Origin of the sequence: Arthrobacter sp. Soil763 (assembly GCF_001428365.1) — a bacterium.
Taxonomy (GTDB): Bacteria; Actinomycetota; Actinomycetes; order Actinomycetales; family Micrococcaceae; genus Arthrobacter.
On sequence record NZ_LMSH01000002.1, the window covers coordinates 131,434 to 155,548 of the forward strand.

The 24,115-nt window shown below is 64.3% G+C and carries 20 protein-coding genes and 1 pseudogene; 13 read left to right on the top strand and 8 right to left on the bottom strand.

The window, feature by feature from the left end; genetic code table 11:
• Positions 1 to 36: 36 nt before the first annotated feature.
• Positions 37 to 378 carry a YciI family protein gene (locus ASG71_RS04165; protein ID WP_056737458.1) on the top strand — a complete coding sequence of 114 codons (342 nt, stop codon included), beginning with the start codon at positions 37 to 39 and terminating at the stop codon, positions 376 to 378.
• Between the two features lie 79 nt (positions 379 to 457).
• On the opposite strand, the gene ASG71_RS04170 is transcribed toward ASG71_RS04165, so the two are convergent.
• A complete protein-coding gene (locus ASG71_RS04170) occupies positions 458 to 1,414 on the bottom strand; it encodes a LacI family DNA-binding transcriptional regulator (protein ID WP_056737459.1) in 957 nt (318 codons plus the stop codon).
• Between the two features lie 172 nt (positions 1,415 to 1,586).
• Here ASG71_RS04170 and ASG71_RS04175 point away from each other — a divergent pair, with 172 nt between their 5' ends.
• The 4 genes from ASG71_RS04175 (at position 1,587) to ASG71_RS04190 (ending at position 5,929) form a co-directional block, all read left to right on the top strand.
• Positions 1,587 to 2,954 carry an MFS transporter gene (locus tag ASG71_RS04175; protein WP_235563921.1) on the top strand — a complete coding sequence of 456 codons (1,368 nt, stop codon included), beginning with the start codon at positions 1,587 to 1,589 and terminating at the stop codon, positions 2,952 to 2,954.
• A gap of 22 nt (positions 2,955 to 2,976) precedes the next feature.
• The gene (locus tag ASG71_RS04180) at positions 2,977 to 4,221 is read left to right on the top strand and encodes an alpha-hydroxy acid oxidase (RefSeq protein ID WP_235563922.1); all 1,245 of its coding nucleotides are present in this window, start codon (positions 2,977 to 2,979) and stop codon (positions 4,219 to 4,221) included.
• Between the two features lie 44 nt (positions 4,222 to 4,265).
• Positions 4,266 to 4,955 carry an HpcH/HpaI aldolase family protein gene (locus ASG71_RS04185; RefSeq protein ID WP_162254041.1) on the top strand — a complete coding sequence of 230 codons (690 nt, stop codon included), beginning with the start codon at positions 4,266 to 4,268 and terminating at the stop codon, positions 4,953 to 4,955.
• 62 nt (positions 4,956 to 5,017) lie between these two features.
• The gene (locus ASG71_RS04190; RefSeq protein ID WP_082574866.1) at positions 5,018 to 5,929 is read left to right on the top strand and encodes a fumarylacetoacetate hydrolase family protein; all 912 of its coding nucleotides are present in this window, start codon (positions 5,018 to 5,020) and stop codon (positions 5,927 to 5,929) included.
• An 83-nt stretch (positions 5,930 to 6,012) separates the two neighbouring features.
• Here ASG71_RS04190 and ASG71_RS04195 read toward each other — a convergent pair whose 3' ends face one another.
• Positions 6,013 to 6,447, bottom strand: a complete 435-nt coding sequence (locus ASG71_RS04195; RefSeq protein WP_056737461.1) for a VOC family protein — start codon at positions 6,445 to 6,447, stop codon at positions 6,013 to 6,015.
• A gap of 134 nt (positions 6,448 to 6,581) precedes the next feature.
• Here ASG71_RS04195 and ASG71_RS04200 point away from each other — a divergent pair, with 134 nt between their 5' ends.
• Positions 6,582 to 7,607 carry a DUF808 domain-containing protein gene (locus tag ASG71_RS04200; RefSeq protein WP_056737462.1) on the top strand — a complete coding sequence of 342 codons (1,026 nt, stop codon included), beginning with the start codon at positions 6,582 to 6,584 and terminating at the stop codon, positions 7,605 to 7,607.
• A gap of 67 nt (positions 7,608 to 7,674) precedes the next feature.
• Here ASG71_RS04200 and ASG71_RS04205 read toward each other — a convergent pair whose 3' ends face one another.
• Positions 7,675 to 8,490, bottom strand: coding sequence for an alpha/beta fold hydrolase (locus tag ASG71_RS04205; protein WP_235563923.1), 816 nt, complete (start codon positions 8,488 to 8,490; stop codon positions 7,675 to 7,677).
• 81 nt (positions 8,491 to 8,571) lie between these two features.
• Here ASG71_RS04205 and ASG71_RS04210 point away from each other — a divergent pair, with 81 nt between their 5' ends.
• The 5 genes and pseudogenes from ASG71_RS04210 to ASG71_RS04230 all read left to right on the top strand — a co-directional run.
• A complete protein-coding gene (locus ASG71_RS04210) occupies positions 8,572 to 9,042 on the top strand; it encodes a MarR family winged helix-turn-helix transcriptional regulator (protein ID WP_235563924.1) in 471 nt (156 codons plus the stop codon).
• 180 nt (positions 9,043 to 9,222) lie between these two features.
• On the top strand, positions 9,223 to 10,959 hold the full coding sequence (locus tag ASG71_RS04215) for an ABC transporter ATP-binding protein (protein ID WP_056737464.1): 1,737 nt from the start codon (positions 9,223 to 9,225) through the stop codon (positions 10,957 to 10,959).
• A 77-nt stretch (positions 10,960 to 11,036) separates the two neighbouring features.
• Positions 11,037 to 13,037 carry an ABC transporter ATP-binding protein gene (locus ASG71_RS04220; protein WP_056738499.1) on the top strand — a complete coding sequence of 667 codons (2,001 nt, stop codon included), beginning with the start codon at positions 11,037 to 11,039 and terminating at the stop codon, positions 13,035 to 13,037.
• Positions 13,038 to 13,473: 436 nt separating this feature from the next.
• Positions 13,474 to 13,812 (top strand): hypothetical protein, encoded by a 339-nt coding sequence (locus tag ASG71_RS04225; protein ID WP_157366214.1) that lies wholly within the window; start codon positions 13,474 to 13,476, stop codon positions 13,810 to 13,812.
• Positions 13,813 to 13,890: 78 nt separating this feature from the next.
• Positions 13,891 to 14,450 (top strand): annotated as a pseudogene (locus tag ASG71_RS04230) (ATP-binding cassette domain-containing protein); the annotation flags it as partial.
• A 320-nt stretch (positions 14,451 to 14,770) separates the two neighbouring features.
• On the opposite strand, the gene ASG71_RS16555 reads toward ASG71_RS04230, so the two are convergent.
• The 5 genes from ASG71_RS16555 to ASG71_RS04255 all read right to left on the bottom strand — a co-directional run bounded on the left by ASG71_RS16555 (position 14,771) and on the right by ASG71_RS04255 (position 20,596).
• Positions 14,771 to 16,540: a hypothetical protein gene (locus ASG71_RS16555; protein ID WP_157366216.1), complete on the bottom strand. Its 1,770-nt coding sequence runs from the start codon at positions 16,538 to 16,540 to the stop codon at positions 14,771 to 14,773.
• 469 nt (positions 16,541 to 17,009) lie between these two features.
• Positions 17,010 to 18,410: a hypothetical protein gene (locus ASG71_RS16560; protein WP_157366217.1), complete on the bottom strand. Its 1,401-nt coding sequence runs from the start codon at positions 18,408 to 18,410 to the stop codon at positions 17,010 to 17,012.
• Positions 18,407 to 18,757 (bottom strand): hypothetical protein, encoded by a 351-nt coding sequence (locus ASG71_RS04240; protein WP_056737468.1) that lies wholly within the window; start codon positions 18,755 to 18,757, stop codon positions 18,407 to 18,409. Before ASG71_RS04240 ends, ASG71_RS16560 begins: the two co-directional genes overlap by 4 nt.
• Before the next feature lie 449 nt (positions 18,758 to 19,206).
• Positions 19,207 to 19,908 (bottom strand): SCO1664 family protein, encoded by a 702-nt coding sequence (locus tag ASG71_RS04250; RefSeq protein WP_056737470.1) that lies wholly within the window; start codon positions 19,906 to 19,908, stop codon positions 19,207 to 19,209.
• Positions 19,909 to 19,927: 19 nt separating this feature from the next.
• A complete protein-coding gene (locus ASG71_RS04255; protein ID WP_056737471.1) occupies positions 19,928 to 20,596 on the bottom strand; it encodes an MSMEG_4193 family putative phosphomutase in 669 nt (222 codons plus the stop codon).
• Positions 20,597 to 20,690: 94 nt separating this feature from the next.
• On the opposite strand from ASG71_RS04255, the gene ASG71_RS04260 reads away from it, so the two are divergent.
• Together ASG71_RS04260 and ASG71_RS04265 are read left to right on the top strand one after the other, a co-directional pair.
• Complete coding sequence (locus ASG71_RS04260; RefSeq protein WP_056737472.1) at positions 20,691 to 22,079, top strand: sigma 54-interacting transcriptional regulator; 1,389 nt, start codon at positions 20,691 to 20,693, stop codon at positions 22,077 to 22,079.
• A gap of 26 nt (positions 22,080 to 22,105) precedes the next feature.
• The gene (locus ASG71_RS04265) at positions 22,106 to 24,109 is read left to right on the top strand and encodes a vWA domain-containing protein (RefSeq protein WP_056737473.1); all 2,004 of its coding nucleotides are present in this window, start codon (positions 22,106 to 22,108) and stop codon (positions 24,107 to 24,109) included.
• Positions 24,110 to 24,115 lie beyond the last annotated feature (6 nt).

The following is a 24,115-nucleotide window of genomic DNA, read 5'->3' on the forward strand; positions in this document are numbered from 1 at the left end:
GAACGCCATCCCGTGCTGCAATGAAGGAGCCCCGCGATGACCAAGTACCTGATCTCATTCCCCGGCGCCGCGATGGACGTTCCCGTGGGGGAACTGGAAGCGGTTGGCGAGGCGGCGCGCGCCGTCGTCCAGGAGGCGAAGGACGCCGGCGCCTGGGTGTTCGGCGGCGGGATCGACGAGAGCGTCCCGCCCGCCATGGTCGACGGCGACGGGACCGTGCGGGAGGGCACCTACCCGCAGACCGCGCAGCTCGAGGGCGGCTACTCGATCCTGGAGCTGCCCTCCTATGAGGCGGCGGTGGAGTGGGCCGCCAAGTTCGCGGCCGCGTGCCGTTGTGCCCAAGAGGTGCGCGCGTTCCACTACGACCCCATCAGCTAGGGACGACGACGGCGGGACCGGCTGGTCTCCTACCGACCCGCGCTCCGGCTCTACCCGGTCGTACGAAGGCGTCCTGCCGTCAGGCCGTCTCCCGCTGTACGACCCACCCTGGGAACTCCTGGCTGGTTTCCGGATCCCGCCCTTCCAGTGTGGCCAGAGCATTCTCTGCCCAGAACTGCGCGACCTTGTCGAAGTCGAAGCCGACGCTGGTTATCCCGAGCATGGCAATGGGGCGGTCCCCTGTACCGATGAGTGAGAAGCCTGTGGAAGAGAAGTCTATGGATGAAGCGTTGCGGACGAATGCCGCGAGTTCATCCGTATGGGCCATCACACCAGTAACGGGTTCCGGCCCGGAGAACCAACTTTTCTCGAGTTCACGGACAGCGTCCACGGCGTATTCGAGTTTCGACTCTCGGAGCGGCTTCAGCCCGTAATCTTCGCAGAACTGCTGGGCGCCCGCCCGCCGGAAGCTTGTGATCTCCCGTGGCACGAAATGGGCTGGCTGAAGGTAGCCCAGCGTCCGGTGGCCGTTCTTCCAAAGATGCTCAGCCTGCAGGCGGCTGATTCCACTCAAGTACTCATACATCCGGGCATCCGTATAGGTTATGCCGGCCGCCCGAAGGGCCTTCAGGTGGTCTTCCTTGAGCGTGCCGAAAACCATGACCACCGCAGGGCGAACTTCAGCCCAAAGAGCAGTCAGGGACCTCACTGCGTCCGAGTGGCTGTGGATGACCAAAATGTATCCGCGGTCGGCGAGGAGTCTGTTCAGCGCTTCCATCCCCGCCGCGAATGTAGGGCCCATGTCCCAGTCCGGCACCAGCGCCAGGACCAGTTGATTTCGGCCAGCACGAAGCGCCCTCGCCGCGGCATGGGGGGTATAGCCCAGCTCCTCAGCGGCTGCGAGCACCCGTTCCCGAGTGGCTGCACTGATGTGCTTGCCGGGCACGTCGTTGAGGATGTAGCTGACCGTCGTCCGAGAGACGTTGGAGAGCCGGGCGACATCCGTACTCGTAGCGGGTCTTACTGGGGGTGCCATAAGAGGAACTCCTCCATCGTATTTGAGGCCGTCCCGGCACGAAAGAAGTGTGGGTCGAGACCTTGCCAAGCTAATAAGACGATTGTACGGTGGTGACACGTGCCACTACGTGACACGTGTCACCACGGGGCGAGGCGCGAAACCTGCCCTGTCGGCCCACCCGGAAAGGTCAATGATGTCCTCCCTCGTTTCCAACCAAACGACTCCCCGCGCCGGCGCCTTGGCACCCGGCGCCAAGAAGGCGATCATCGCGTCGTCCGTCGGTACCCTCATCGAGTGGTACGACTACGCCCTGTACGGCGCCGCCGCCGGATTGGTCATCGGCCCGCTGTTCTTCCCTGGCGGTAACTCGACCGCCGCAACGCTCGCAGCGTTCGCAACCTTTGCAGTTGGCTTTGTGGTGCGACCGCTTGGCGGCATCTTCATCGCACACCTCGGCGACACAATCGGACGCAAGCCGGCCATGATCCTCACCATCATGCTCATGGGGTTTGCCACCGTTGCGGTCGGGCTACTGCCTCCTGCCTCGGCCATCGGCATCTGGGCGCCCATCCTGTTGGTGTTGTTCCGCGCGCTCCAGGGCTTCGGTGCCGGCGCAGAACTTTCCGGCGCCCTGACGGTCGTATCCGAATTCGTGTCGCCTCGGCGCCGCGGACTGGTCACCGGTCTTGTCAATGGAACTGCCGGCGGCGGCGTGCTCCTGGCCACGATCGCCTTCACCATCGTCATCGGACTTCCGAAGGATGACCTCATGAGCTGGGGCTGGCGGATCCCGTTCCTGCTCTCAGCTGTCCTGTTCTTCTTGGCCTTGTACATCCGCAAGAGCCTTGATGAAACCCCCGAGTACAGAGAAGCGATGGAACGAAGCGGCGAAGGTAAGAAGCGGGTTCCGTTCCTGGAGGTATTCCGGCTGTACCCGCGCAATACCATCGGCGCGATCCTGCTCTGGACCGGGCACAACTGCAACAACTATCTGGCCAACGCTTTTGCTCTCGCCTACCTCACCGGCACCGTGGGCATGGACCGCCCCTCAGCACTGACTGCAGTCATTATCGCGGCCCTGAGCACTGTCATCATGACGCCCCTGATGGGGATGCTCGGAGACCGGATCGGATACCGCAAGGTTTATCTGGGCTCCATGATTTTCTGCGTCTTCTGGGCCGTCCCGTTCTTCATGATGCTCTCCTCCGGCAACCTCGCCATCACCATCCTTGCCCTGGTTATCGGCTACGGCGGAGTTACAGGAGCAACCAACGGCGTGGGTGGCGCCCTAAACGCCAATATGTTCCCGGCCAAGTACCGGTACACAGGCATCGCAGTGGGCAAGGAAATTAACGCCGCCCTTATCGCCGGCCCCACGCCATTCATCGCCACCGCGCTTATCGCCGCCAATGGCGGACAGATTTGGCTGGTGTCCCTGTTCAGCATCGCCTGCAGCCTCATCACAGTCGTTGCCGTCTTCGCCGTCGGAAAGTCGGTCGGCGACGCTCCAGTCCATGAGCACGAGGCAACCGGGCATCCAGCCGAAGTCCGCGTCTAGGACCACACCGAAGGACTACGAAATGGTACACATGAAGCGACAAATTCCTAAGATCAAGGACTTTGCTCCGTTACTGAAGTTCAAAATGCCGGAGGCGGACGCCACTGCTCGGCGACTGTCCAACGCGCACACGATTGCAGACCTTCGTAGGATCGCCAAGAGGCGGACCCCGGCTGGGCCGTTTGATTACACGGATGGTGCGGCCGACCACGAAGTCAGCATCGAGCGGTCGCGGCAGGCCTTCCTGGATGTCGAGTTCCAGCCCGGCATCCTTCGGAATGTTGCCAGCGTCGACATGACGACGTCGATCCTGGGCAAGGACTCTGCACTGCCCTTCGGCATGGCGCCAACCGGGTTCACCCGGATGATGCATTCAGCCGGCGAACGGGCTGTAGTCACAGCGGCTGCGAAGGCCGGAATTCCGTACTCGCTCTCCACCGTGGGCACAACGTCGATTGAGGACGTGGCCGCCGCCGCGCCGGAGGGCCGGAAATGGTTCCAGCTCTACCTCTGGAAGAACCGGGAACTGTCGCTCGAACTCATCTCCAACGCCGAGAAGGCCGGCTATGACACCCTGATCATCACGGTCGACGTCCCCACCAGCGGCAACAGGGTCCGCGACCTCAAAAACGGCATGAGCATCCCACCGCAGCTGACGGTCAAGACACTCCTGGACGCCTCGTACCGGCCCGAGTGGTGGATCAACTTCCTGACAACCGAACCGTACTCATTTGCCTTCGACCGCAGCGGATCCGGCTCGCTTGGCGACTTGGTTACCGCTCTTTACGACTCTACGGTCACCTTTGAGGACCTCCGATGGATGCGCGAAGTGTGGAAGGGCCACCTGGTTGTGAAGGGCATCCAGACGGTCGGCGACGCGGAGCGGGCGTTCGATTACGGTGCTGACGGAATCGTCGTCTCGAACCACGGCGGCCGCCAGCTTGACCGCGCGCCGGTCCCTTTCCATCTTCTCCCTCGGATCGTCGACCAAGTCGGAGACCGCGGAGCAGTTATGTTGGACACCGGGATCACCAGCGGCGCAGACATCGTCGCCGCCATAGCGCTCGGAGCTGACTTCACGTTGATCGGGCGAGCCTACCTGTACGGCTTGATGGCTGGTGGTGAAGCTGGTGTCACGCGCTGCATAGAGATTCTGTCGTCCGAAATCGAACGCACCATGAAGCTCCTCGGCGTCACCTCTGTCGCAGAGCTAAACCGAGACCACGTCCGCGCGCTCACGCGCTCCGTGCCGATCCCAGTCGCCTGATGCGTAGGGAACTGCGACCAGGGCAACCCGTGGTTGGGACATTCGTGAACATTGCCCATCCATCCTCGGTAGAGATCCTCGGGCGCGCAGGATTCAGCGTGCTATGCCTGGACTCTGAGCACTCCGGATTTGATCTCAAAGACATATTCGAGGGTATCCGGGCCGCTGAAGGGGCGGGGGCACAGCCCTTGGTCCGGGTGCCCGGGAGCGGGCCCCTCATCAGCCAGGTCCTGGATGCCGGAGCCGCCGGCGTTGTAGTGCCCAGGGTCTCGTCCGCCGAAGAAGCCAGGTCAGCTGCGTCCTTCGTGCACTTTCCGCCCTTGGGTGAACGCGGCGTCGGCCTGGCACGTGCGGGTTGGTACGGCGAAAGCGAGGACTATCGGACTGACCCGGAGCGCAGGAGTTACCTCATCGTCCAGATCGAAACCAAGCGAGGGCTCGCCTCAGCTGAGGAGATCTGCTCGGTAGATGGCGTGGACATGATCATGGTCGGACCCTATGACCTGGCAGCGTCGATGGGTGTGGAATTGTGGTCTGAACCTCACCTGGCGGCAGTGAAGGAGATTTTCGCGGCTGCCACTCTCCGGGGTCTGGCCACCTGCCTCTTCGTAACGCAGCCCGAACAGGTCGTCCAGTTCTCATCGCTGGGCGTTGACCTCTTCCTCCTAGGTTCGGATGTTCTGATCCTTGCCCAGGGAGCAGCAGCCATTCTTGCCGCCGTCGCAAAGTCCTAGGCCGAAGCGCGCCCATGTCTACCATTCACCGTTTTTCAAATGCCGTCTAAAGGAGGCAAATAATGCTTATAGGTACAGTCAATGACCGAGCGTTCCTGCTCAGCACCGAAGGGGGGCAGCTCCGGGGCCTCGATATCGAGGAAAGTAGTGGTGGGCGCTTCAGCTCACAGACCGCGGAGCTGTTCCCCGACTGGGAAGCGTTGCGCGAATGGGCCACGTCAGCGAATTTCGACGCGACCTCCGCGCGGACCCTCGACTTCGACGAACTGCAGGCTCCGGTCGCGACACCCCGCCAAGTATTCGCCATCGGCATGAATTACAAGGACCATGCCGCGGAGGTCAACCTCGACCTGCCATCGACACCCGCGGTTTTCACTAAGTACGTCTCTTCTCTTACCGGGGCCCTCGAAACGGTTGAGCTCCCAAGCGAAGCAGTCGATTGGGAAGTTGAGCTGGTAGCGGTCGTCGGTATCGGGGGACGTGACATTCCCAAAGACACGGCGTTGGACCACGTAGCGGGCTACATGGTGGGACAGGACCTTTCCGATCGGGCCCTGCAATTTGCCGGAGGCGGTGCACCCCAGTTCTCCGTCGCCAAATCCTACAAGGGGTTCGCCCCCACCGGTCCCTGGATCACTTCCAGTGACGAGGTCGCCGATCCTGGCAATCTCTCCATGACATGCTCACGAGGTGACGAGGTCCTCCAGGAAGGGAACACAAGTAACTTGGTGTTCGACCTTCCCTACCTCATCCACCATCTGTCCTCTGTGGTGGAGCTCTATCCCGGGGACCTGATCTTTACGGGAACCCCGGACGGCGTCGGTTTTGGCCGGTCCCCCCAGCAATACCTCGTGCCGGGGGATGAACTGGTTAGCTCGATCGAAGGACTCGGCGAGATCCGCCAGCGCTTCGTCCCCAAGGGGGAAGCACCCGTAAACTCAGCGCTCCGTGAGAAAGAGGCGAGCTTGGCCTAACCCGATGAGGCCAGTCATCTGTACAGCCAGGTCGACTGGCCTCATCACGTCGTGTTCCGTCTCCGGTTCCCGGCGCCCGAGCATCAGCTCTGCAGCTCCTGGGCGAGCATCACGATGATGCCGCTGGGGCCGCGGAGGTAGCAGAGCCGGTAGAGGTCCTTGTAGGTCGCAACGCCTCGCAGGGGATGGCAGCCGTGCCGCGCGGCAATTTCCAGCGCCTGGTCAATGTCTTCGACGGAGAACGCGACCCGGTGCATGCCGATCTCGTTCGGCTGGATGGGCTCTCTCTCGATCGCCGCGGGGTGGAGGTATTCGAAGAGTTCCAGCCGGCCGTGGCCGTCCGGGGTCTGCAGCATCGCGATTTTGGCGTGGTTGCCGTCCAGCCCGACGGCGGTGTCGGTCCATTCGCCGCTGACGGTGTCCCGGCCGATCACCGTGAGGCCTAGGTCGGTGAAGAAGGCGACGGCGGCCTCCAGGTCACGCACGGCGATCCCGACGTTCTCCAGTTTGATACCCATGCGCCACAGGCTACCGAGCCGGCCCGCTCGGGTCGACGGTCCCGGCCCCCATATAATTCGAAGATGCCGAACACGCGCCTTGACCGAGGCCACTCCGTCCAGCCGTCCGCCCCCAAGCAGCAGGGAAGCGCGCTGTGAGCGGCGGTCTCGTCGCCCTGCTGGACGACATCGCCGCCCTGGCCAAGATCGCCGCCGCCTCGGTGGACGACGTCGCGGCCGGCGCGGCCAAGGCGGGGGCCAAAGCCGCCGGCGTCGTGATTGACGACGCCGCCGTCACCCCGCAGTACGTGTCCGGTGCTGACCCGTCCCGCGAACTGCCGATGATCAAGAAGATCTTCTGGGGCTCGCTGCGGAACAAGCTCCTGATCATCCTGCCGGCCCTGCTGCTCATCAGCGCCTTCATCCCCGGCATCATCCCGTTCATCCTCATGGCCGGCGGCACCTACCTCTGCTACGAGGGCGCCGAGAAGATCTGGCACAAGCTCCGCGGCCAGCACGAGCCCGACGAGGACACCCCGGCGGTGGACCGGGGCCCGGAGGCCGAAGCCAAGGTCACCAAGGGCGCCATCACCACGGACTTCATCCTCTCCTGCGAGATCATGGTTATCGCGATGAATGAGGTCGCGGCCGACTCCCTCTGGGTGCGCGCCGCCATCCTGGTCGCCGTGGCGATCGCTATCACGGTAGGCGTGTACGGCGCCGTCGCGCTCATCGTCAAGATGGACGACATCGGCCTGCACCTAACCACCAAGGACTCCGCCGGCTCCAAGCACTTCGGCGAGCTGCTGGTCCGGGGCATGCCGAAGGTGCTGACCACCATCACCGTCATCGGGACGATCGCCATGCTCTGGGTGGGCGGGCACATCATGCTGCAGGGCGCCCACGACCTTGGCTGGCACGGCCCCTACGACCTGGTCCACGCCCTCGAGCACCCCGTCGCCAGGATCGCCGTGGTGGGCAGCGCCCTGGCCTGGCTCGTGAACACCCTGTGCTCGGCCGTCCTGGGACTGGCCTGGGGCCTGGTCGTCATGGCCGTCCTGACCCCGCTGCTCAAGGTGCTGCCGTTCGGGAAGAAGAAGGACGGGCACGAAGAACACGGCACCCCGGCTGCCGTCGACGGCCAGCAGCCGGCAAAGCACGACGCCGACCCCGCCTCCTAGCCCGTACCCTCCGAGGTAATTGGCTCGCCGGCCAGCCCTCGCGGGACGGCGACGTCGCCGGGGACGCTCATCCGACTCCCTGCCGGTTCCGGTCTTCGGACCAGAAGGCAAGGAGGTCCCGGGCGATGTCGCCCGGCGCTACCAACAGAGGCGCCACATGGCCCGCGCCCGCCACACGTTCACAACGTCCGCCCGGAATGCTGCGTGCGGCGCGTTCCGCCTCCTCGGGATCGTTCATGGGATCGTCCCTGCCCACCAGCATCAGGGTGGGGACCTGCAGGGCGGGCAGGAGCGGGCGGAGGTCAGGACGGTGGAGCATCACTGACTGCATTGCCCAGTATTTTCCGCGTTTATTGCCCCGGCGGAATGCATCGCTCACCGCCGCAGCGGCCCTCGGTGCTGATTTCGCCGCACCCCTCCCGGCCAGCGCGTCCACCAGCATCCCGCTGAAGGGCGCCGGGCCCAGGACGCGGTAAAGGTAGACCAGCAGGGCAATCTGCAGGCGTTCAGGATGCGTCAACGGATAAGGCGGCGTGCCGATGGTGACCAGCGTCCGGCAACGCGAGGGGAATGACTGCGCAAAAACGATGCCTACGTGCCCGCCCCAGGCGTTGCCGACCCAGTCCACCGGGGCAGAAATGCCCAGCGCATCCAGGACCTGGGCGGCGGCCGCGGCGCAATCCTCAAAGGAATAGCGTCTGTGAGGTCCGGGACTGCCGCCATGGCCGGGTCCATCCACCAGGACAAGTTCCCGGTGTTCGCCAAGATCCTCCACCACGCCGTCGAAGGTCCCGGAGTCAACGAACAGGCTGTGCCACAGGAGTGCCGGCGCACCGGCGCCGGTGCGGTGGACCATCAGGGGGCCCAGAGTTGTATCAATCATGGTCGACGAAGCTTCTGCGCGCATTTCCGGCCTCCATGGAGTTACTTCGGTTTCCGAAGCTTATGGGATAAAGTTTCCTCCGTGTCCGTGCCACCGTCAAGAGATTCCACGCCCCCCAGGCTCCCCGTCGGCCAGTTGCTGGCCCGCCTGCTGGCCGAGTTCCGGCGCGAGCTTATGGCCGAAGCGGAGTCCCACGGGTACGCCGACATCCGCCTGGCTCATCTGCAGATCACGGGCAACCTCGGCACCAAGGGAATCCGGCTGACAGCCTTGGCAGCGAGGGCCCAGCTCAGCCTCGCTGCCACATCCGAACTCGTAAACGAGCTCCAGGGCCTGGGATACCTGGAGCGCAGGCCTGACCCGTCCGACGCCCGGGCGAAACTCATTTTCCCGTCCCCCCGGGGGCTGCAGTTGCTGCGCGAGGCATCGGCTAAAGTCCGGGAGCTGGAACAATTGTGGGGCTCGTATGCGGGCAGGGATCGCTTCGAGGCAGCGCTCCAGACCCTCCAGGACGTACTGGACGCCACGGGCAAACCGGGCGGCCAGGCCTAGGCAGGCAGCTCGGAGGCCGGCAGCCGATCCCGCCACGCCAATTACCGGCCGGTGGCCGCCACCGGCGGCTCACAACCCGCACTGGATCAGCCCAGAGAATAACCCCGCCCGCACCCAGCCTCCGGACGTAAACTGACCTCCGGACCACCAACCGGGGACCGTGCAAGAACTGGAGACCGGATGCTCTGGAAACTGCTCGTTCAATACCTGCGGCCGCAGCGCGGGCTGCTGCTCGCCGTCGTCGTCTTCCAGCTGGCCGCCTCGATTGCCTCGCTGTACCTGCCCACCCTGAACGCGGACATCATCGACCAGGGCGTGGCGCGCGGGGACACCGACTACATCCTGCGCACCGGCGGCGTCATGCTCATGGTCACCCTGCTGCAGATCGCCTGCACCATCGCCGCCGTCTACTTCGGCGCGAAGGCCGCGATGGCGCTGGGCCGGGACGTGCGCGGGGCGATCTTCAGCCGGGTGGCGGAATTCTCCGAGCAGGAGGTGACCCGCTTCGGCGCGCCCAGCCTGATCACCCGCTCCACCAACGACGTCCAACAGGTCCAGCAGCTGGTGCTGATGTCCGCGACGCTGATGGTCACCGCGCCCATGCTCAGCATCGGCGGCGTCATCATGGCCATCCGCCTGGACGTGCAGCTGTCCTGGCTGATCGCGGTCAGCGTCCCGGTGCTGCTCATCGCGGTGGGCTTGATCGTGACCCGGATGGTGCCGCTGTTCCGGCTGATGCAGACCAGGATCGACACGGTCAACCGGGTGCTGCGCGAACAGCTCACCGGCATCCGCGTGGTCCGCGCCTTCGTCCGCGAGGACATCGAGACCGCCCGCTTCGGCCGCGCCAACGAGGACGTCACAGACACCGCGCTGCGTGCCGGCCGGCTGATGGCGCTCGCGTTCCCCACCGTGATGCTGGTCCTGAACGTCTCCTCCGTGGCCGTGATCTGGTTCGGTGCGTACCGGATCGAGGACGGCTCCATGCAGGTGGGCACCATGATCGCGTTCCTGAGCTACCTCATGCAGATCCTGATGTCCGTCATGATGGCCACGTTCATGGCGATCATGATCCCGCGTGCCGCCGTCTCCGCGGACCGGATCGGGCAGGTGCTGGGCACCGAATCCAGCGTTCGGCCGCCCGCGCAGCCGGTCAGCCTCGCCGGCGCCGCTCGCGGCGAGCTTCAGATGCGCGACGTCGGATTCGCCTACCCGGGTGCCGAGGCGCCGGTGCTCTCCGACGTGGACTTCACCGCCCGTGCAGGGCAGACGACGGCGATCATCGGTTCCACGGGGTCGGGCAAGACCACCCTGGTCAACCTGATGCCGCGGCTCTTCGACGCCACCTCCGGCTCGGTGCGGATCGACGGCGTGGACGTCCGCGAGTTGCACCCGGACCAGCTCTGGGGGCACATCGGCCTGGTCCCGCAGAAGCCCTACCTCTTCTCGGGCACGGTCCGCAGCAACCTGCTCTACGGCAAACCCGACGCCACCGAGGACGAACTCTGGCGGGCGCTGGCCATCGCGCAGGCCGAGGACTTTGTCCGCGCGATGGAGGGCGGGCTGGACGCGCCGATCTCGCAGGGCGGCACCAACGTCTCCGGCGGGCAGCGGCAGCGGATCGCAATCGCCCGGGCGCTGGTGAAACGGCCCGAGCTCTACATCTTTGACGACTCGTTCTCCTCGCTGGACACCGCCACGGACGCCCGGCTGCGGCAGGCGCTCAAGCAGCACACCGCCGGCGCGACGATGGTGATCATCGCCCAGCGGGTCTCCAGCATCGCGGACGCGGACCAGATCCTGGTGCTGGACGACGGCCGGATCGTCGCGCACGGCACGCACGAGGAGCTGCTGGAGACCTCGGAGACGTACAACGAGATTGTGAACTCCCAGCTGGCGGCGGAGGAAGCGGTATGAGCAAGGTTGAATCCCAGCGCCCGACGGCGGGCGGCGGAGCGGGCGGGGCCGGTGCCTCCGGTTCCGCGGGCTCCGGGATGGGCGGGAAGCCCGGCGCTGCCGCCTCCCCCGGTGCCGGCCGGGAAGCCCCGCTGCGGATTCCGCGGCCGCGCGGCGGCCCCGGGCACGGCGGCCCGTTCGCCGGGATGAACGTCCCCGCGGAGAAGGCGATGAATTTCGGTCCGTCCGCCCGGCGGCTGCTGGGAGAACTTCGGCCCGAGCGGCTCTGGCTGGCGCTGGTCCTGGCGCTCGCCGTCGTCAGCGTGACCCTGTCGGTGATCGGGCCGCGGCTGCTGGGGGAGGGCACCAACCTGATCTTCGCCGGCGTCGTGTCCAAGCAGCTTCCGGCCGGGGTGAGCAAGGAGCAGCTGATCGCGCAGCTGCGTGCCGCGGGGGAGAACCAGAAGGCGGACATGCTCAGTGCCATGGCGCTGACGCCGGGCACCGGGATCGACTTTGTCGCGTTGTCCGCCGTGCTGCTGTGGGCGCTGGTGCTCTACGTGCTGGCGTCGTCGTTTATGTGGATGCAGGCATATATTCTCAACGGCGTGGTGCAGCGCACCGTGTACCGGCTGCGCGAGCGGATCGAGGCGAAGATCAACCGCCTGCCGCTGCGCTACTTCGACACCGTGCAGCGCGGCGAGCTGCTCAGCCGCGTGACCAACGACGTCGACAACATTTCCCAGAGCCTGCAGCAGTCCATCAGCCAGGCGGTGACCTCGCTGCTGACCGTGGCCGGGGTGCTGGTGATGATGGTGATCCTCTCGCCGACGCTGGCGGTCATCGCGCTGGTGACGATTCCGCTGACCCTGGTGACGACGGCGCTGATCGCCAAGCGCTCGCAGAAGCTGTTCGTGGCGCAGTGGAAGAACACCGGCGAGCTGAACGGCCAGATCGAGGAGACGTACACCGGGCACGCGCTGGTGAAGGTGTTCGGCCGGCAGCGCGAGGTGGAGGAGACGTTCCGGCAGAAGAACGCGGAGCTGTACCAGGCCAGCTTCGGCGCGCAGTTCATTTCCGGGCTGATCATGCCGGCCATGACGTTCATCGGGAACCTGGTCTATGTGGGGATTGCGGTGGTGGGCGGCCTGCAGGTGGCGTCCGGGGCGATGCAGCTGGGCGATGTGCAGGCGTTCATTCAGTACTCGCGGCAGTTCACCCAGCCGCTGGCCCAGCTGGGCTCGATGGCGAACCTGCTGCAGTCCGGGGTGGCGTCGGCCGAGCGGGTGTTCGAGCTGCTTGACACCGAGGAGCAGCTCTCCGACCCGGACGTGCCGCTGAAGCCGGAGACCACGCGCGGGCGGCTGGTATTCGAGGACGTGTCCTTCGCGTACTCGCCGGACAAGCCGCTGATCTCTTCACTTTCTTTGGTGGCGGAGCCGGGGCAGACCGTGGCGATCGTGGGGCCCACCGGGGCGGGCAAGACCACGCTGGTGAACCTGATGATGCGCTTCTACGAGCTCGACGCCGGGAAGATCACGCTCGACGGCGTGGACGTGGCGCTGATGTCGCGGCACGAGCTGCGCTCGCGGATGGGCATGGTGCTGCAGGACACCTGGCTCTTTGGCGGGACCATCCGGGATAACATCGCCTACGGCCGGCCGGGCGCTTCGGAAGCGGAGATCCTGGAGGCCGCAAAGGCGACCTACGTGGACCGGTTCGTGAAGTCGCTGCCGCAGGGCTACGACACGGTGCTCGACGACGAGGGTTCTAATGTGTCAGCGGGGGAGAAGCAGCTGCTGACCATTGCCCGGGCGTTCCTGGCCCGGCCGTCGGTGCTGATCCTGGACGAGGCAACATCGTCCGTGGACACCCGCACCGAGGTGCTGGTGCAGAAGGCGATGAGCGCTTTGCGGTCCGATAGGACGTCGTTTGTCATCGCCCACCGCCTCTCCACCATCCGCGACGCCGACCTCATCCTGGTGATGGAGGCCGGCCAGATCGTGGAGCAAGGGACGCACACTTCACTGCTGGAGGCCGGCGGGGCGTACGCGCGGCTGTACGAAGCGCAGTTCGCGGCTCCGGTGGCGGAGGTCTAGAGGTCCCCTTGGCCGCTCGGTGGAGCTCACGAGCCGGCAATCCACAATGTTGCAAGGAGCGGTAGCTACTCCGACGTTTCCACCGTGCAATGACAGCGTCTACTGCGAGCCTCTTCTATGCGTCATAGGTGATGCTCGACACTCCGGATGCCAGCGTGTCGGTTCTCCTTCGGCCGTCGGGCCCGGATAATCTCCCATTTGCAGCCTGCAACGCTTGGACCTCGGGCGTTGAATCAAAGGGCAACCCAATATTCGAAGCGGCCCCTCCTCCGCTTTCCTGCAAGAAAAGACTCCGTTGAAAAGATCGCTTGGACCTATCCTCATGCTGGCACTAGCCCTAACCAGCTGCAGCTCAAGCACGCAGGCAGCGGCGCCGACAACGCCTAGCTCCTCTGAAGCACCTACCGCGACGGAGACCTCCAGCACTGTCGCAGAAGTGGCCAATGCCGTGGCCGAACTCCGTCCGAAGATCACGGAGAACTTTGACGAATTCAGGACGAATCGATGCTCTGGCGTGCTCAGCAGCGGTCAGACAGGGATAGACGCTGCCACGTGCGTAGGCAACCAAATTGCCCTTGGCTCCTATGCCAAAGCACTCAACATCACGCTGGAATCACTGAAGCCATGGCCGAGCGAGATTGAGTCCCTCACACAGCAAACCACCGAGCGTTTGAAGACAGTCGCGTCCACATCAGAAATGGACGACTCTCGAATGTTCGACACCGCGGTCCTGTTGCTCAACAGCAAGCTGCAGGGTTGGGACCCGTACCTCTAGTCAGCCACCGACCGACGACTTAGGGACATCGGGGGCGGAATCCGCCGTTGTCCCTTCCTATTCCGCCTGCGTGGGCGGACCCCTGACGGCGTGGACGGCGCCTTGATGTCGCGGCACGAGCTGCGCTCGCGGATGGGTATGGTGCTGCAGGACACCTGGCTGTTCGGCGGGACCATCCGGGACAACATCGCCTACGGCCGGCCCACTGCTTCGGAGGCGGAGATCCTGGAGGCGGCGAAGGCTACTTACGTGGACCGGTTCGTGAAGTCCCTGCCGCGGGGCTACGACACGGTGCTCGACGACGAGGGCGGCAACGTCTCGGCGGGAGAGAAGCAGCTGCTGACCATCGCCCGGGCGTTCCTAGTCCGGCCGTCGGTGCTGATCCTGGACGAGGCGACCTCCTCGGTGGACATCCGGACTGAGGTGCTGGTGCAGAAGGCCGTGAGCGCGCTGCGGTCCGATAGGACGTCGTTCGTCATCGCCCACCGGTTCTCCACCATCCGCGACGCCGACCTCATCCTGGTGATGGAGGCAGGGCAGATCGTGGAGCAGGAAAACATGCTTCGTTGCTGGAGGCCGGAGGGGCGCATGCGCGGTTGTATGAGGCCCAGTTCGCTGCGCCTGAGGCGGAGGTTTAGGTGGAACACCGGCACTTGTTCTGTCTGTCTCGAGACCGAGCCGGGTATGTAGTCTTCAAGCGAATCAGTGTACCAATTCTGCTTATTCGGCCGCGTTGCCGGACTTGCGGACTCCGGCAGCGTTCGACTTCCACCCTGATTGTTCGCAGTACTCAGATCCATTTGTGAGGCCGCCGGAAGAATTGATTAAAACGGAAACGCTGGCATTTTCTGTGCTATCCCCTCCTTTTGTGAATGTGGCTACGAATAGGCATAAGTAGGCATGTTCGCTAGTTTGGAGGGAGGTGGACTAAGCCATTCCCGGGGTTTCACTGTTCCCCTCAGGGAAGGGCGAAAAGCTCCCTGTCGATCCATTGCTGCATACAGTCCACCAGCTCCTTCCCTAGGATTGTCTTGGTGCGTAACGCACGGATCGTTTTGCTGGTGGCGACGGTAGCCTCAGCGTCCTTAGCTGCTCCGGCTCTGTCATGGAGTCGTCGAAGTAGCGGAATGGAACTCAGGTCATCGTTAACGAGGGCTCGGATGGCAACGGATGCTATAGCGCAGCGCAGACGGCGTCGGTCCAGGAAGGGTTCGTCGTTTTGGTGCCAGTCGAAAACAAGATCAACGAATTCTTTGATTGGGTCAGCTCCGTCGATAGCGCCGAAGGCACGGATCGCTGCGAGAGGCATGCGAAACTGACGGTAATCGGTCCTCGCTATTTGCCGGATTTCAAGTGTGTCTACATATCCGGGGGCCAGTGTAGAGACTGACTTTGCCAAACCAGTGAGGGATTCAACTTCACTGCCGACGTCCAAGGTCCAGACTGTTCCTGTGAATCTAGACAGTTGGGCGTCGTAACCCATGGCTCGGATGAGCGCATTGGCAGTGTCGAGGTCGCTTGGCTGAAAGGGTCCCAAGTGCTGGAGTTGGTGGCCCTCCAAACCCAAATTGCTGATCTCCGCGTCAAGAACAAGTTGAATGCCGTAGATGCTCTCCATTAGGGAGTAGCAGGCGTCGATGACTACTTCTACAAGAACACTCTCGGCATAAGACCTGAGCTCGAAGACAGCCATGTCTTCCTCGAGGCGGAAGGTGTGGCCATGGCTAGCGGCATTGCGGTAGTTCTTGTCCAGACCGTAAAAAAGCGGTTTGAGAGCTGCGTTCGCCCCAACCCGCTTGGCAAGGGTGCCAGCATCGTCGGCTGTGAGGTTATCGTAGTCCCGCTCAACGCCGCATACCTTGAGCATGATGGCCATGATTGGGATGCCGACTTCTTCATATAGAACCCAGTAAAGTCGAAGCATTTGTCGGAACATTGCCTCGCCATCGAGGTCTGCTGACAGCATGAGGGTCAGTTGTGCGTGGCCTTCCAAGCCGCGTTGTTTGGCGGCGAGTAAGTCTCGTACCACCTTGCCATTTGTCAATTGGGCGACTAGCTCCCGTTGGCCGCTAGCCAGGACCTCTGCGGTTCCTCTAATGACCTGCTTGAAGCGTTGAGGCGACAGGTGCACATCCGCGACAAGCTGAAGGGCGAGGTAAGAAACTCCGGTTCCCGTCCCACCTTCGCGGCCTGAGATCTGCCGATATTGTTCTTGGCCTTTGAGTTCCAGCTCGGTGAGAGATTGTTTAGGATGCAGTTCTGCTAGGGCGGAAAGAACAGAAGCAAAAGTGTGACCGAGCTTTGGCGTCGATGAGATAAGCGCAGCGGCTCGGTTGCTGAGGGCTGTTTCCTCTAAGACTGCCCCGGCGGCGTCAATGTGCGTCTGGGCTTCTTGTCCATACTTCTTGGCTTCCCAGGGCGTGGGCGCAGCCAAGGCATGAAGATAGCACCGTGCCATCTGCTCCACATGATGAATGGTCCGACGCAACATGGACAGTTGCGCGACGTGGGGGCGCCGCGCATCGTAGCTAGCGAGACGATCACGAGTAGCTAATAGATTCCTTAACTGCAACTTCAGGGTGGGTAGGGCGTCCTTCGTGCGACCAGGTTTGGCAGCGATTCCAAGAGCTTCCAACGTGCCGAAAAAGGCTGAATTGACCTTGGATAACTCGATTTCGCACATATCGTGGAAGCCGCGTAGCTGTGGCTGATCGATCGGCTTATCCAACAGCTGCAGGCATTCAGCTGTAAGTCTTGCACGTGCCGCAACTTGAGGATTTACCTCGGATGGTCCTGGAGCCGCTCCGCAAGTGCCGCACGCGACTCCGCAGATGCGAGACGGCTCTCCACACCGCTCGCACGAGATCTTGGCGTAACCAAGCTCAAATTTAACCTTCACGTCGCACGTCTACCGTTCGCTAATTCCGCTCACAACCCTGACTTTGCTATACAGCGTAAGGAGTTAAGACGGCTCATCAACCGTGATTTTGCTGGGCATTACCGATGGTACCTAGGAATGCCCTCACTGCCACCAAGCGCTGAGAAAACGGCAAAGACATCGCCGGCTGTAGGCCGACCAAAGGGCCATGTCCACGGCCATCAGCATCACAAATCGGTTGCAGCGACTGTGAACAAAACAGTCAGGGACTACAGCGTCCTGAACCGCCGATTTCCCTCTGCGAAGTTAAGTCCAGACGCTAATCCGCTGTGTCGTGCTCCAAGGGATTTTCTGTCTCCACAGAAAATATGTCAGCGACTTCTGGTGCCTCTTTTGATTCAGCACGTGCTCGCATGCGACTAATCAGCAAATCAAGGCGATCCGAATCCAGATTTCCCGTAGTGAGGGCGTCTGAGCATGCCTCTACAACCAATTTATGCACTCGTAGCGAAAGCTCATGTTCACTTTCGCCGAGACCAGTTTGAACTGCGACGTGGTCTGTTTCCATAGTAATCCGGACCGGAAAACGTCCGACTATGCCGCTTCCCTCGCCCCGAATCGAAGCGTGGAATGCTACCTCCACGAGGGGGCGGCTCTCCAGCGTCAGTAAGCGACAGGCAGCAACCGAGTCCAGAAGATGCTGTCCTTCAAAGCGTACTGCCTTGAGCTCAGGGCGCCTTTCGCCAACGGTCCGAAGGCTACGAGTTTCACCCCCAGGGCGCACGTTGAACCGTGCAACGGTCAAATTAATGTCATTGAGCTCCGAACCGATAAGTCGATTTTCGAGCAGATCCAGCAAGAACTCTGAGGTCGGGTGAAGCTTTCCGGGAGTTCCTGTGGACTTCTTGTCTGCAAGAGGAAGATATCCCTTTGATTCATTCCCGGTAATAACTTCAAACGCGTTTACAGCAGCCTTTGCCGGAACGGCAGAGGCTCCTTCAATTCGCAAAGAAGCGTTTCGGCCAAGCAGGATCCGAACGCTCGATTCGTGCGGCGTAGCGGCCAGACTTGCAGCTGCGAAGCGTTCCTCGACAGCCGCCTGGTACGTCTTATAAGTTCCTTGGATCTCTAGGCTTTCATCCAGATTTAGGCACTTGTCAAAAAGGAACCATCGGGCCACGCCGATCCGAATGTAACGCCCAATCACGGAGGAAAGTCGCTGGCGTGCCGCGGGGACATCGATATCCTCTTCCAAGGGAAAGACTCGGCTCACGTGCCCGCGTTCTATGGACGGCTCGTCCTCATTCGCCAGAATCAGGCGCGCTACCGCCACCCGGTCCCAGCTATAGCGCTGGGCGATTCTCGTAGCCACATCCTCTTGGCTGCCGCTTGCCGCGGCACCTTCAGCTCGAGCAATCTTCCGAAGAGTCGCGAGCTTAAGACTAACTAGAGCCTTTTTAATAACTTCGCGGTCGACTTCGCTGTCGTCGATTCCACCATGCCGAATCTGGGAGATGGGGACAATCTCATCTTCGAGGCTGCGGCGTATTGCCTCTTCGAGCTTGTCACTAATGTCCGGGGGCTGTATGGAACCACTAGACACGGGCACTTCTTCTCGCAAACTGGCGCCTAAGTCAGCGGCAAGTTTATAGAGCTGGGCGGATCGGGCCTGTAGATCGTCGTCCGAAAGTGCTCGAAGCGCGTGCGGTTGAGAATTCATGCGGGCCAGTCCCCCCTTTCCACATCGTTTCGGTACTCTTGCATGATCACCCAAGCGGCTGCGGTGCACATCTTCATCCAAGCATCTGGGTCTGACACTGAAGCGCCAATTTTGTCTACTACGTGATCCGCCAGCGAGTATTCAGTATGGACCGCCACGGCAAGCATAGCGGCCACGCTCTTGTTCTCAGCCTTCTCTCCACCTGAGAAGCCTTCCAAGTGGGCGATGTAGTCATCGATGGCAGAGAACCAAGCTTTTCGTTGACTTTGCTTCGTCTTGAACCACTTCTTTGCGGCAATTTCCTTGGCCGTATCGCGCAGATCCGCGGGGATTTTGAACCTGGCCACGTCAGTCCTCGGATCTCGTGCCCAGGGCCAGTAGGACCGCGATAACTGGCTGTAAGACCACTGCCAACAGCAACATGAGAGCTATCCACAACTGCCTGAAGGGCAGCAAGTCCCCAGTCCCGTACAGGCCGATCCAGGAAGCGAGGGCGGCGGTCCCTAGAAGGCAGCAGAGCGCCGAAGCGCTCAGCGCTATGGCTGAGGCAGGAATCGGCAGTTTGGCTACTCTTCGCCGTCCCGCGGAGCCCAAGGTGCCGGCAAGGCTCACGGTGGCCAGCAGGAAACCTTCTATCGCCAAGCATGTTGACAACGCTTGTGCATCGGCAAAGGACGCCTGTGGATCCACGTTCCCCCCTGCCTAGCGATTATGACCTACAGAGACTACCGCGAGATAAGTAGGATAATTAAACTCACTGCGTGCGGCCGTCTTGGAGACGCGCACGACCGGGCGCTTACACAAGCGGCCAGGGGTACCGCATGCCCGTCCGGTCCACCGGCAGCGACCCGGCCACCAGCATCCGCTGCACCCGTCGCTGCAGGGCGGTGACCTCGTCGGCGTCGAGCAGCTCGGCCAGCTCGGCGGGCACGGCCTCGGCAAGCGGGGCGATGTCCGCCAGCAGGGCCTCGGGGATGGGCTCGCCGGCGAAGTCCCAGATCACGGTGCGGAGCTTGAACGCTGCGGAGAAGAACAGCCCGTGGTCGATGCCCCAGATCCGGCCGTCGTCGCCGCGCAGCACGTGGCCGCTCTTGCGGTCGGTGTTGTTGGCGACGAAGTCGAAGAGGGCGATCCGGGCCAGCTCGGCGTGGGTCTCGGGGGAGTCCTCGAACAGGGTGAAGTAGTGCTGCTGGAAGTCGCTCTCGATGAACCACTGCAGCGAGCCGCCGCCCAGGGGAGCGTCCTCGCGGACCACCGTGGGCGGCACGAAACCCCAGCCCAGCGACTCGCTCAGCAGGTAGGCGGCGCGTTCGCGCTTGTAGAGCCCCGGCTCGAAGTCGGAGAGCGGGCGTTCGCCGGCCTCCGGCTTGTAGACCGCGTACCCCTCCTCCTCGCCACAGGTGACCTGGACCAGGAACGTCTGGTTGCTGCTGCGCGGAATCAGACCGAGCAGTTCGACGCTGCCCTCGGTCAGGAGGGTCAGTTCGCGGCCGGGCACGGTCGCTCCAGAAACACGGTCATGACGGCCTCAGCGCACTGAGCGGTTCCGCCGTCGAATTCACCATCAGCACCGCAGGGTCCTGGCCGTCCGTATAGGAGATGGCGGACACGGACCCCGGGCTGATGAAGATGCGCTGGAACAGGTTCAGCGGCGTGCCGAGGGCGTTCGCCACCGCGGCCTTGATGGGGTCGGCGTGCGAGAAGCACACCACCACGCCGCCGGCGTGGGCATCCCGCAGCGCCTCCATCGCGCCGACAATCCGGGACTGCATCTCCGGGAAGCTCTCGCCATCCGGGAAGCGGAACTCGGACGGACTGTGCTGCACGGTCTGCCACTCCGGCAGCGCCGCCAGCTCCGCGATCGCGGAGCCGGTCCAGCCTCCGAAATCGCACTCCAGCAACCCGTCGTCGTGCTTTACCGCCAACCCGGTGCGGGCCGCCGTCGGCTCCGCCGTCTCGCAGGCGCGCTCCAGCGGCGAGGAGTAGAGGGCATCCACCGGCAGCCCGGCGAGCCGGTCCGCGACGCGTTCGGCCTGCTCCCGGCCGCGGTCGGACAGGTGCAGCCCCGGCGCCCGGCCCGGCAGGACCGAGCCCGTCGTCGGCGTCTGGCCGTGGCGCACCAGGAGCAGGAGGGTGGCCGGACTCGCGGGGGCCGGGGGAGGAGTTGATTCGGTTGCTGTAGCCATCGCTATCAACCCTACGTCCGCACCAAGGCCCAGTGCGGAGGAATCTTCCGAAAATCCCTCGATTCCCCGCCGGGTGCAGGTCTACGGTGGAGGAGTGAGTGATCGCCCCGAAATCTTCACTGTTGGTGAACTGCGTGCCGCCGGCCACGTCCACAAGGACCTGCGCCGCGAAATCCGCGACAACCTGCTGGCCGCGCTCGCCGTCGGCCGAGACCCCTGGCCCGGGATGTATGGCTTCAGCCGGACCGTCCTGCCCCAGCTGGAACGCGCCCTGCTCGCCGGGCACGACGTCGTCCTGCTCGGCGAACGCGGCCAGGGCAAGACCCGGCTCCTGCGCACCCTGGCCGGGCTGCTGGACGAGTGGTCGCCGGTGATCGAGGACTCGGAACTGAACGAACACCCCTACGAACCCATCACCGAGCACTCCCGCGCCCTGGCCCTCACCGAGGGGGACCGGCTCCGGGTGGCGTGGCGGCACCGTTCGGAACGGTACGTCGAGAAGCTCGCGACGCCGGACACCTCCGTCGCGGACCTGATCGGCGACGTCGACCCGATGCGGGTAGCTGAGGGCCGCCGCCTGGGCGACCCGGAAACCATCCATTACGGCCTGGTCCCGCGCTCCAACCGCGGCATCATCGCCATCAACGAACTCCCCGACCTCGCCGAGCGGATCCAGGTCTCCATGCTCAACGTGATGGAGGAGCGCGACATCCAGATCCGCGGCTACGTGCTGCGGCTGCCGCTGGACGTCCTGGTGGTCGCCTCAGCCAACCCGGAGGACTACACCAACCGGGGCCGGATCATCACGCCGCTGCGGGACCGCTTCGGCGCCGAAATCCGCACCCACTACCCGATCGAGCTCGACGACGAGGTGGCCGTCATCCGGCAGGAGGGCCACCTGGTGGCCGGCGTCCCGCCCGTCATCCTGGAGATCCTGGCCCGCTACACACGGGCGCTGCGGGAGTCCCCGGCGATCAACCAGACGTCCGGGGTATCCGCCCGGTTCGCCATTGCCGGCGCCGAGACCGTCGCCGCCGCTGCCCTGCGCCGGGCCAGCGTGCGCGGCGAGGACGAGGCCGTGGCCCGGATCATCGACCTCGACGCCGCGGTGGAGGTCCTCGCCGGGAAGATCGAGTTCGAATCCGGTGAGGAAGGGCGGGAGCAGGACATTCTGGACCACCTGCTGCGGATGGCCACCGCGGAGGCCGTGCGGGCGCACTTCCACGGCCTCGACATGGGCGACCTCGTCGCCGCCCTGGACGGCCACACCACGGTCACCACCGGGGAACTGGTCACCGCGCGGGAGTTCCTGGAGGGTCTCCCGTCGCTCAACGGATCGAGCCTCTACGACGAGATCGGTGAGCGCCTGGGCGCCACCAACGACGGACAGCGCGCCGCCGCCGTCGAGCTGGCCCTCGAAGGCCTCTACCTCGCCCGTCGGATCTCCAAGGACTCCGACGACGAAGCCACCGTCTACGGCTAGGCGCCGCTAAGGCTAAGGAGGCCGCCATGAGTGTTCACCACCGGTCCCGGTACAGCCGGTACGCGGGCGGGCCCGATCCGCTCGCGCCGCCGGTGGACCTGACGGAGGCGCTCGACGCCGTCGCCGAGGACGTGATGGCCGGGTACTCGCCGCGGCACGCCCTGCAGGAGTACCTGCGCCGCGGCGGCCGGAACCGGGAAGGCCTCGACGAGCTGGCCGGCCGGGTGCAGCAGCGGCGCAAGGACCTGCTGGGCCGGCACAAGCTGGACGGGACGCTCAACGAGGTCCAGAAGCTGCTGGAGACCGCGGTGCTGGAGGAGCGCAAGCAGCTGGCCCGCGACGTCCGGATGGACGACACGGACCGCGCCTTCCGCGAGATGCAGCTGCAGAACCTGCCAACGTCCACGGCCGCGGCGGTCAACGAACTCGCCTCCTACGACTGGCAGTCCAGCACCGCCCGGGAAGCCTACGAACAGATCAAGGACCTGCTTGGCCGGGAGATCCTGGACCAGCGCTTCGCCGGCATGAAGCAGGCGCTCGAGGGCGCCACCGAGGAGGACCGCGCCGCCGTCGCCGAGATGCTGGGCGACCTCAACGAGCTGCTCGACAAGCACCGCCGCGGCGAGTACACGGACGCGGACTTCCAGGCCTTCATGGCCAAGCACGGCGAGTTCTTCCCGGAGAACCCGCAGTCGGTCGAGGAGCTGATCGACGCGCTCGCCGAGCGCGCGGCCGCCGCCCAGCGGATGCTGCGCTCCATGTCCGCCGAGCAGCGCGAGGAACTGACGCAGCTCTCCGCCCAGGCGTTCGGCTCGCCGGAGCTTATGGCACAGCTGGGCCAAATCGATGCGAACCTGCAGGCCCTGCGCCCCGGCGAAGACTGGTCCGGCTCCGAGCAGTTCAACGGCGAGGAGGGGCTCGGCCTTGGCGACGGCACCGGCGTACTGCAGGACCTCGCCGAACTGGACGAACTCGCCGAGCAGCTCTCCCAGTCCTACAACGGCTCCCGCCTGGATGACCTGGACCTGGAGGCCCTGGCCCGCCAACTGGGGCAGGACGCGGCCGTCTCGGCGCGGACGCTCGCGGAGATTGAGAAGGCCATGCACGACGGCGGGTTCCTGCAGCGCGGCGCCGACGGGGACCTGAAGCTCTCGCCGCAGGCCATGCGCCGGCTGGGCCGGTCGCTGCTGCGGGACACCGCCAAGCAGCTCTCCGGCCGGCAGGGCCGCCGGGACACCCGGATGGCCGGCGCCGCGGGGGAGCCGACCGGTTCCAGCAGGCCGTGGGAGTTCGGCGACGCCGAGCCCTGGGACGTCACCCGGACCATCACCAACGCGATCCGCCGCACCATCGCCGACGGCGGCGACCCGCGCCGCGGCCTACGCCTGGCCGTGGACGACATCGAGGTGACCGAGACCGAGGCCCGCACCCAGGCCGCCGTCGCGCTGCTGGTCGATGTCTCCTTCTCGATGGCCGCGGAGGGGCGCTGGGTGCCGATGAAACGCACCGCGCTGGCCCTGCACCACCTCGTGTCCACTAAGTTCCGCGGCGACCGGCTGCAGCTGATCACGTTCGGCCGGTACGCGCAGTCCATGGACATCGGTGAGCTCACGGCCCTGCCGGCGCTGCGCGAACAGGGCACCAACCTGCACCACGGGCTGCTGCTGGCGGGCAGGTTCTTCCGCAAGCATCCGTCCATGCAGCCGGTGCTGCTGGTGGTGACCGACGGCGAGCCCACCGCGCACCTGCTGGCCGACGGCGACTCGTGGTTCAACTATCCGCCGGACCCCGAGACCATCCGCGTCACGGTCGCCGAGCTGGACCGGCTGGGCCGCGCCGGGGTGCAGGCGACGTTCTTCCGGCTGGGCCACGACCCCGGGCTGGAACGCTTCATCCAGAAGCTGGCCCGGCGGGTCGACGGCCGGGTGGTGGCGCCGGACACCGGGGACCTGGGCGCCGCCGTCGTCGGAGAGTACCTCCGCGCGCACTTCCGCGGCCGGGCCTTCGGCGACGGCGACTGGGCCACGTAGGCCGTT

Excerpts from the sequence above, each read along its gene's own strand:
- ASG71_RS04215 (WP_056737464.1), top strand. The coding sequence starts at position 9,223 with ATGCTCTGGAAACTGCTCGTTCAATACCTGCGGCCGCAGCGCGGGCTG.
- ASG71_RS04255 (WP_056737471.1), bottom strand. The coding sequence starts at position 20,596 with ATGGCTACAGCAACCGAATCAACTCCTCCCCCGGCCCCCGCGAGTCCG.
- ASG71_RS04190 (WP_082574866.1), top strand. The coding sequence starts at position 5,018 with ATGCTTATAGGTACAGTCAATGACCGAGCGTTCCTGCTCAGCACCGAA.
- ASG71_RS04170 (WP_056737459.1), bottom strand. The coding sequence starts at position 1,414 with ATGGCACCCCCAGTAAGACCCGCTACGAGTACGGATGTCGCCCGGCTC.
- ASG71_RS04180 (WP_235563922.1), top strand. The coding sequence starts at position 2,977 with ATGGTACACATGAAGCGACAAATTCCTAAGATCAAGGACTTTGCTCCG.
- ASG71_RS04205 (WP_235563923.1), bottom strand. The coding sequence starts at position 8,490 with ATGATTGATACAACTCTGGGCCCCCTGATGGTCCACCGCACCGGCGCC.
- ASG71_RS16560 (WP_157366217.1), bottom strand. The coding sequence starts at position 18,410 with ATGAATTCTCAACCGCACGCGCTTCGAGCACTTTCGGACGACGATCTA.
- ASG71_RS04175 (WP_235563921.1), top strand. The coding sequence starts at position 1,587 with ATGATGTCCTCCCTCGTTTCCAACCAAACGACTCCCCGCGCCGGCGCC.
- ASG71_RS04195 (WP_056737461.1), bottom strand. The coding sequence starts at position 6,447 with ATGGGTATCAAACTGGAGAACGTCGGGATCGCCGTGCGTGACCTGGAG.
- ASG71_RS04220 (WP_056738499.1), top strand. The coding sequence starts at position 11,037 with ATGGGCGGGAAGCCCGGCGCTGCCGCCTCCCCCGGTGCCGGCCGGGAA.
- ASG71_RS04165 (WP_056737458.1), top strand. The coding sequence starts at position 37 with ATGACCAAGTACCTGATCTCATTCCCCGGCGCCGCGATGGACGTTCCC.
- ASG71_RS04265 (WP_056737473.1), top strand. The coding sequence starts at position 22,106 with ATGAGTGTTCACCACCGGTCCCGGTACAGCCGGTACGCGGGCGGGCCC.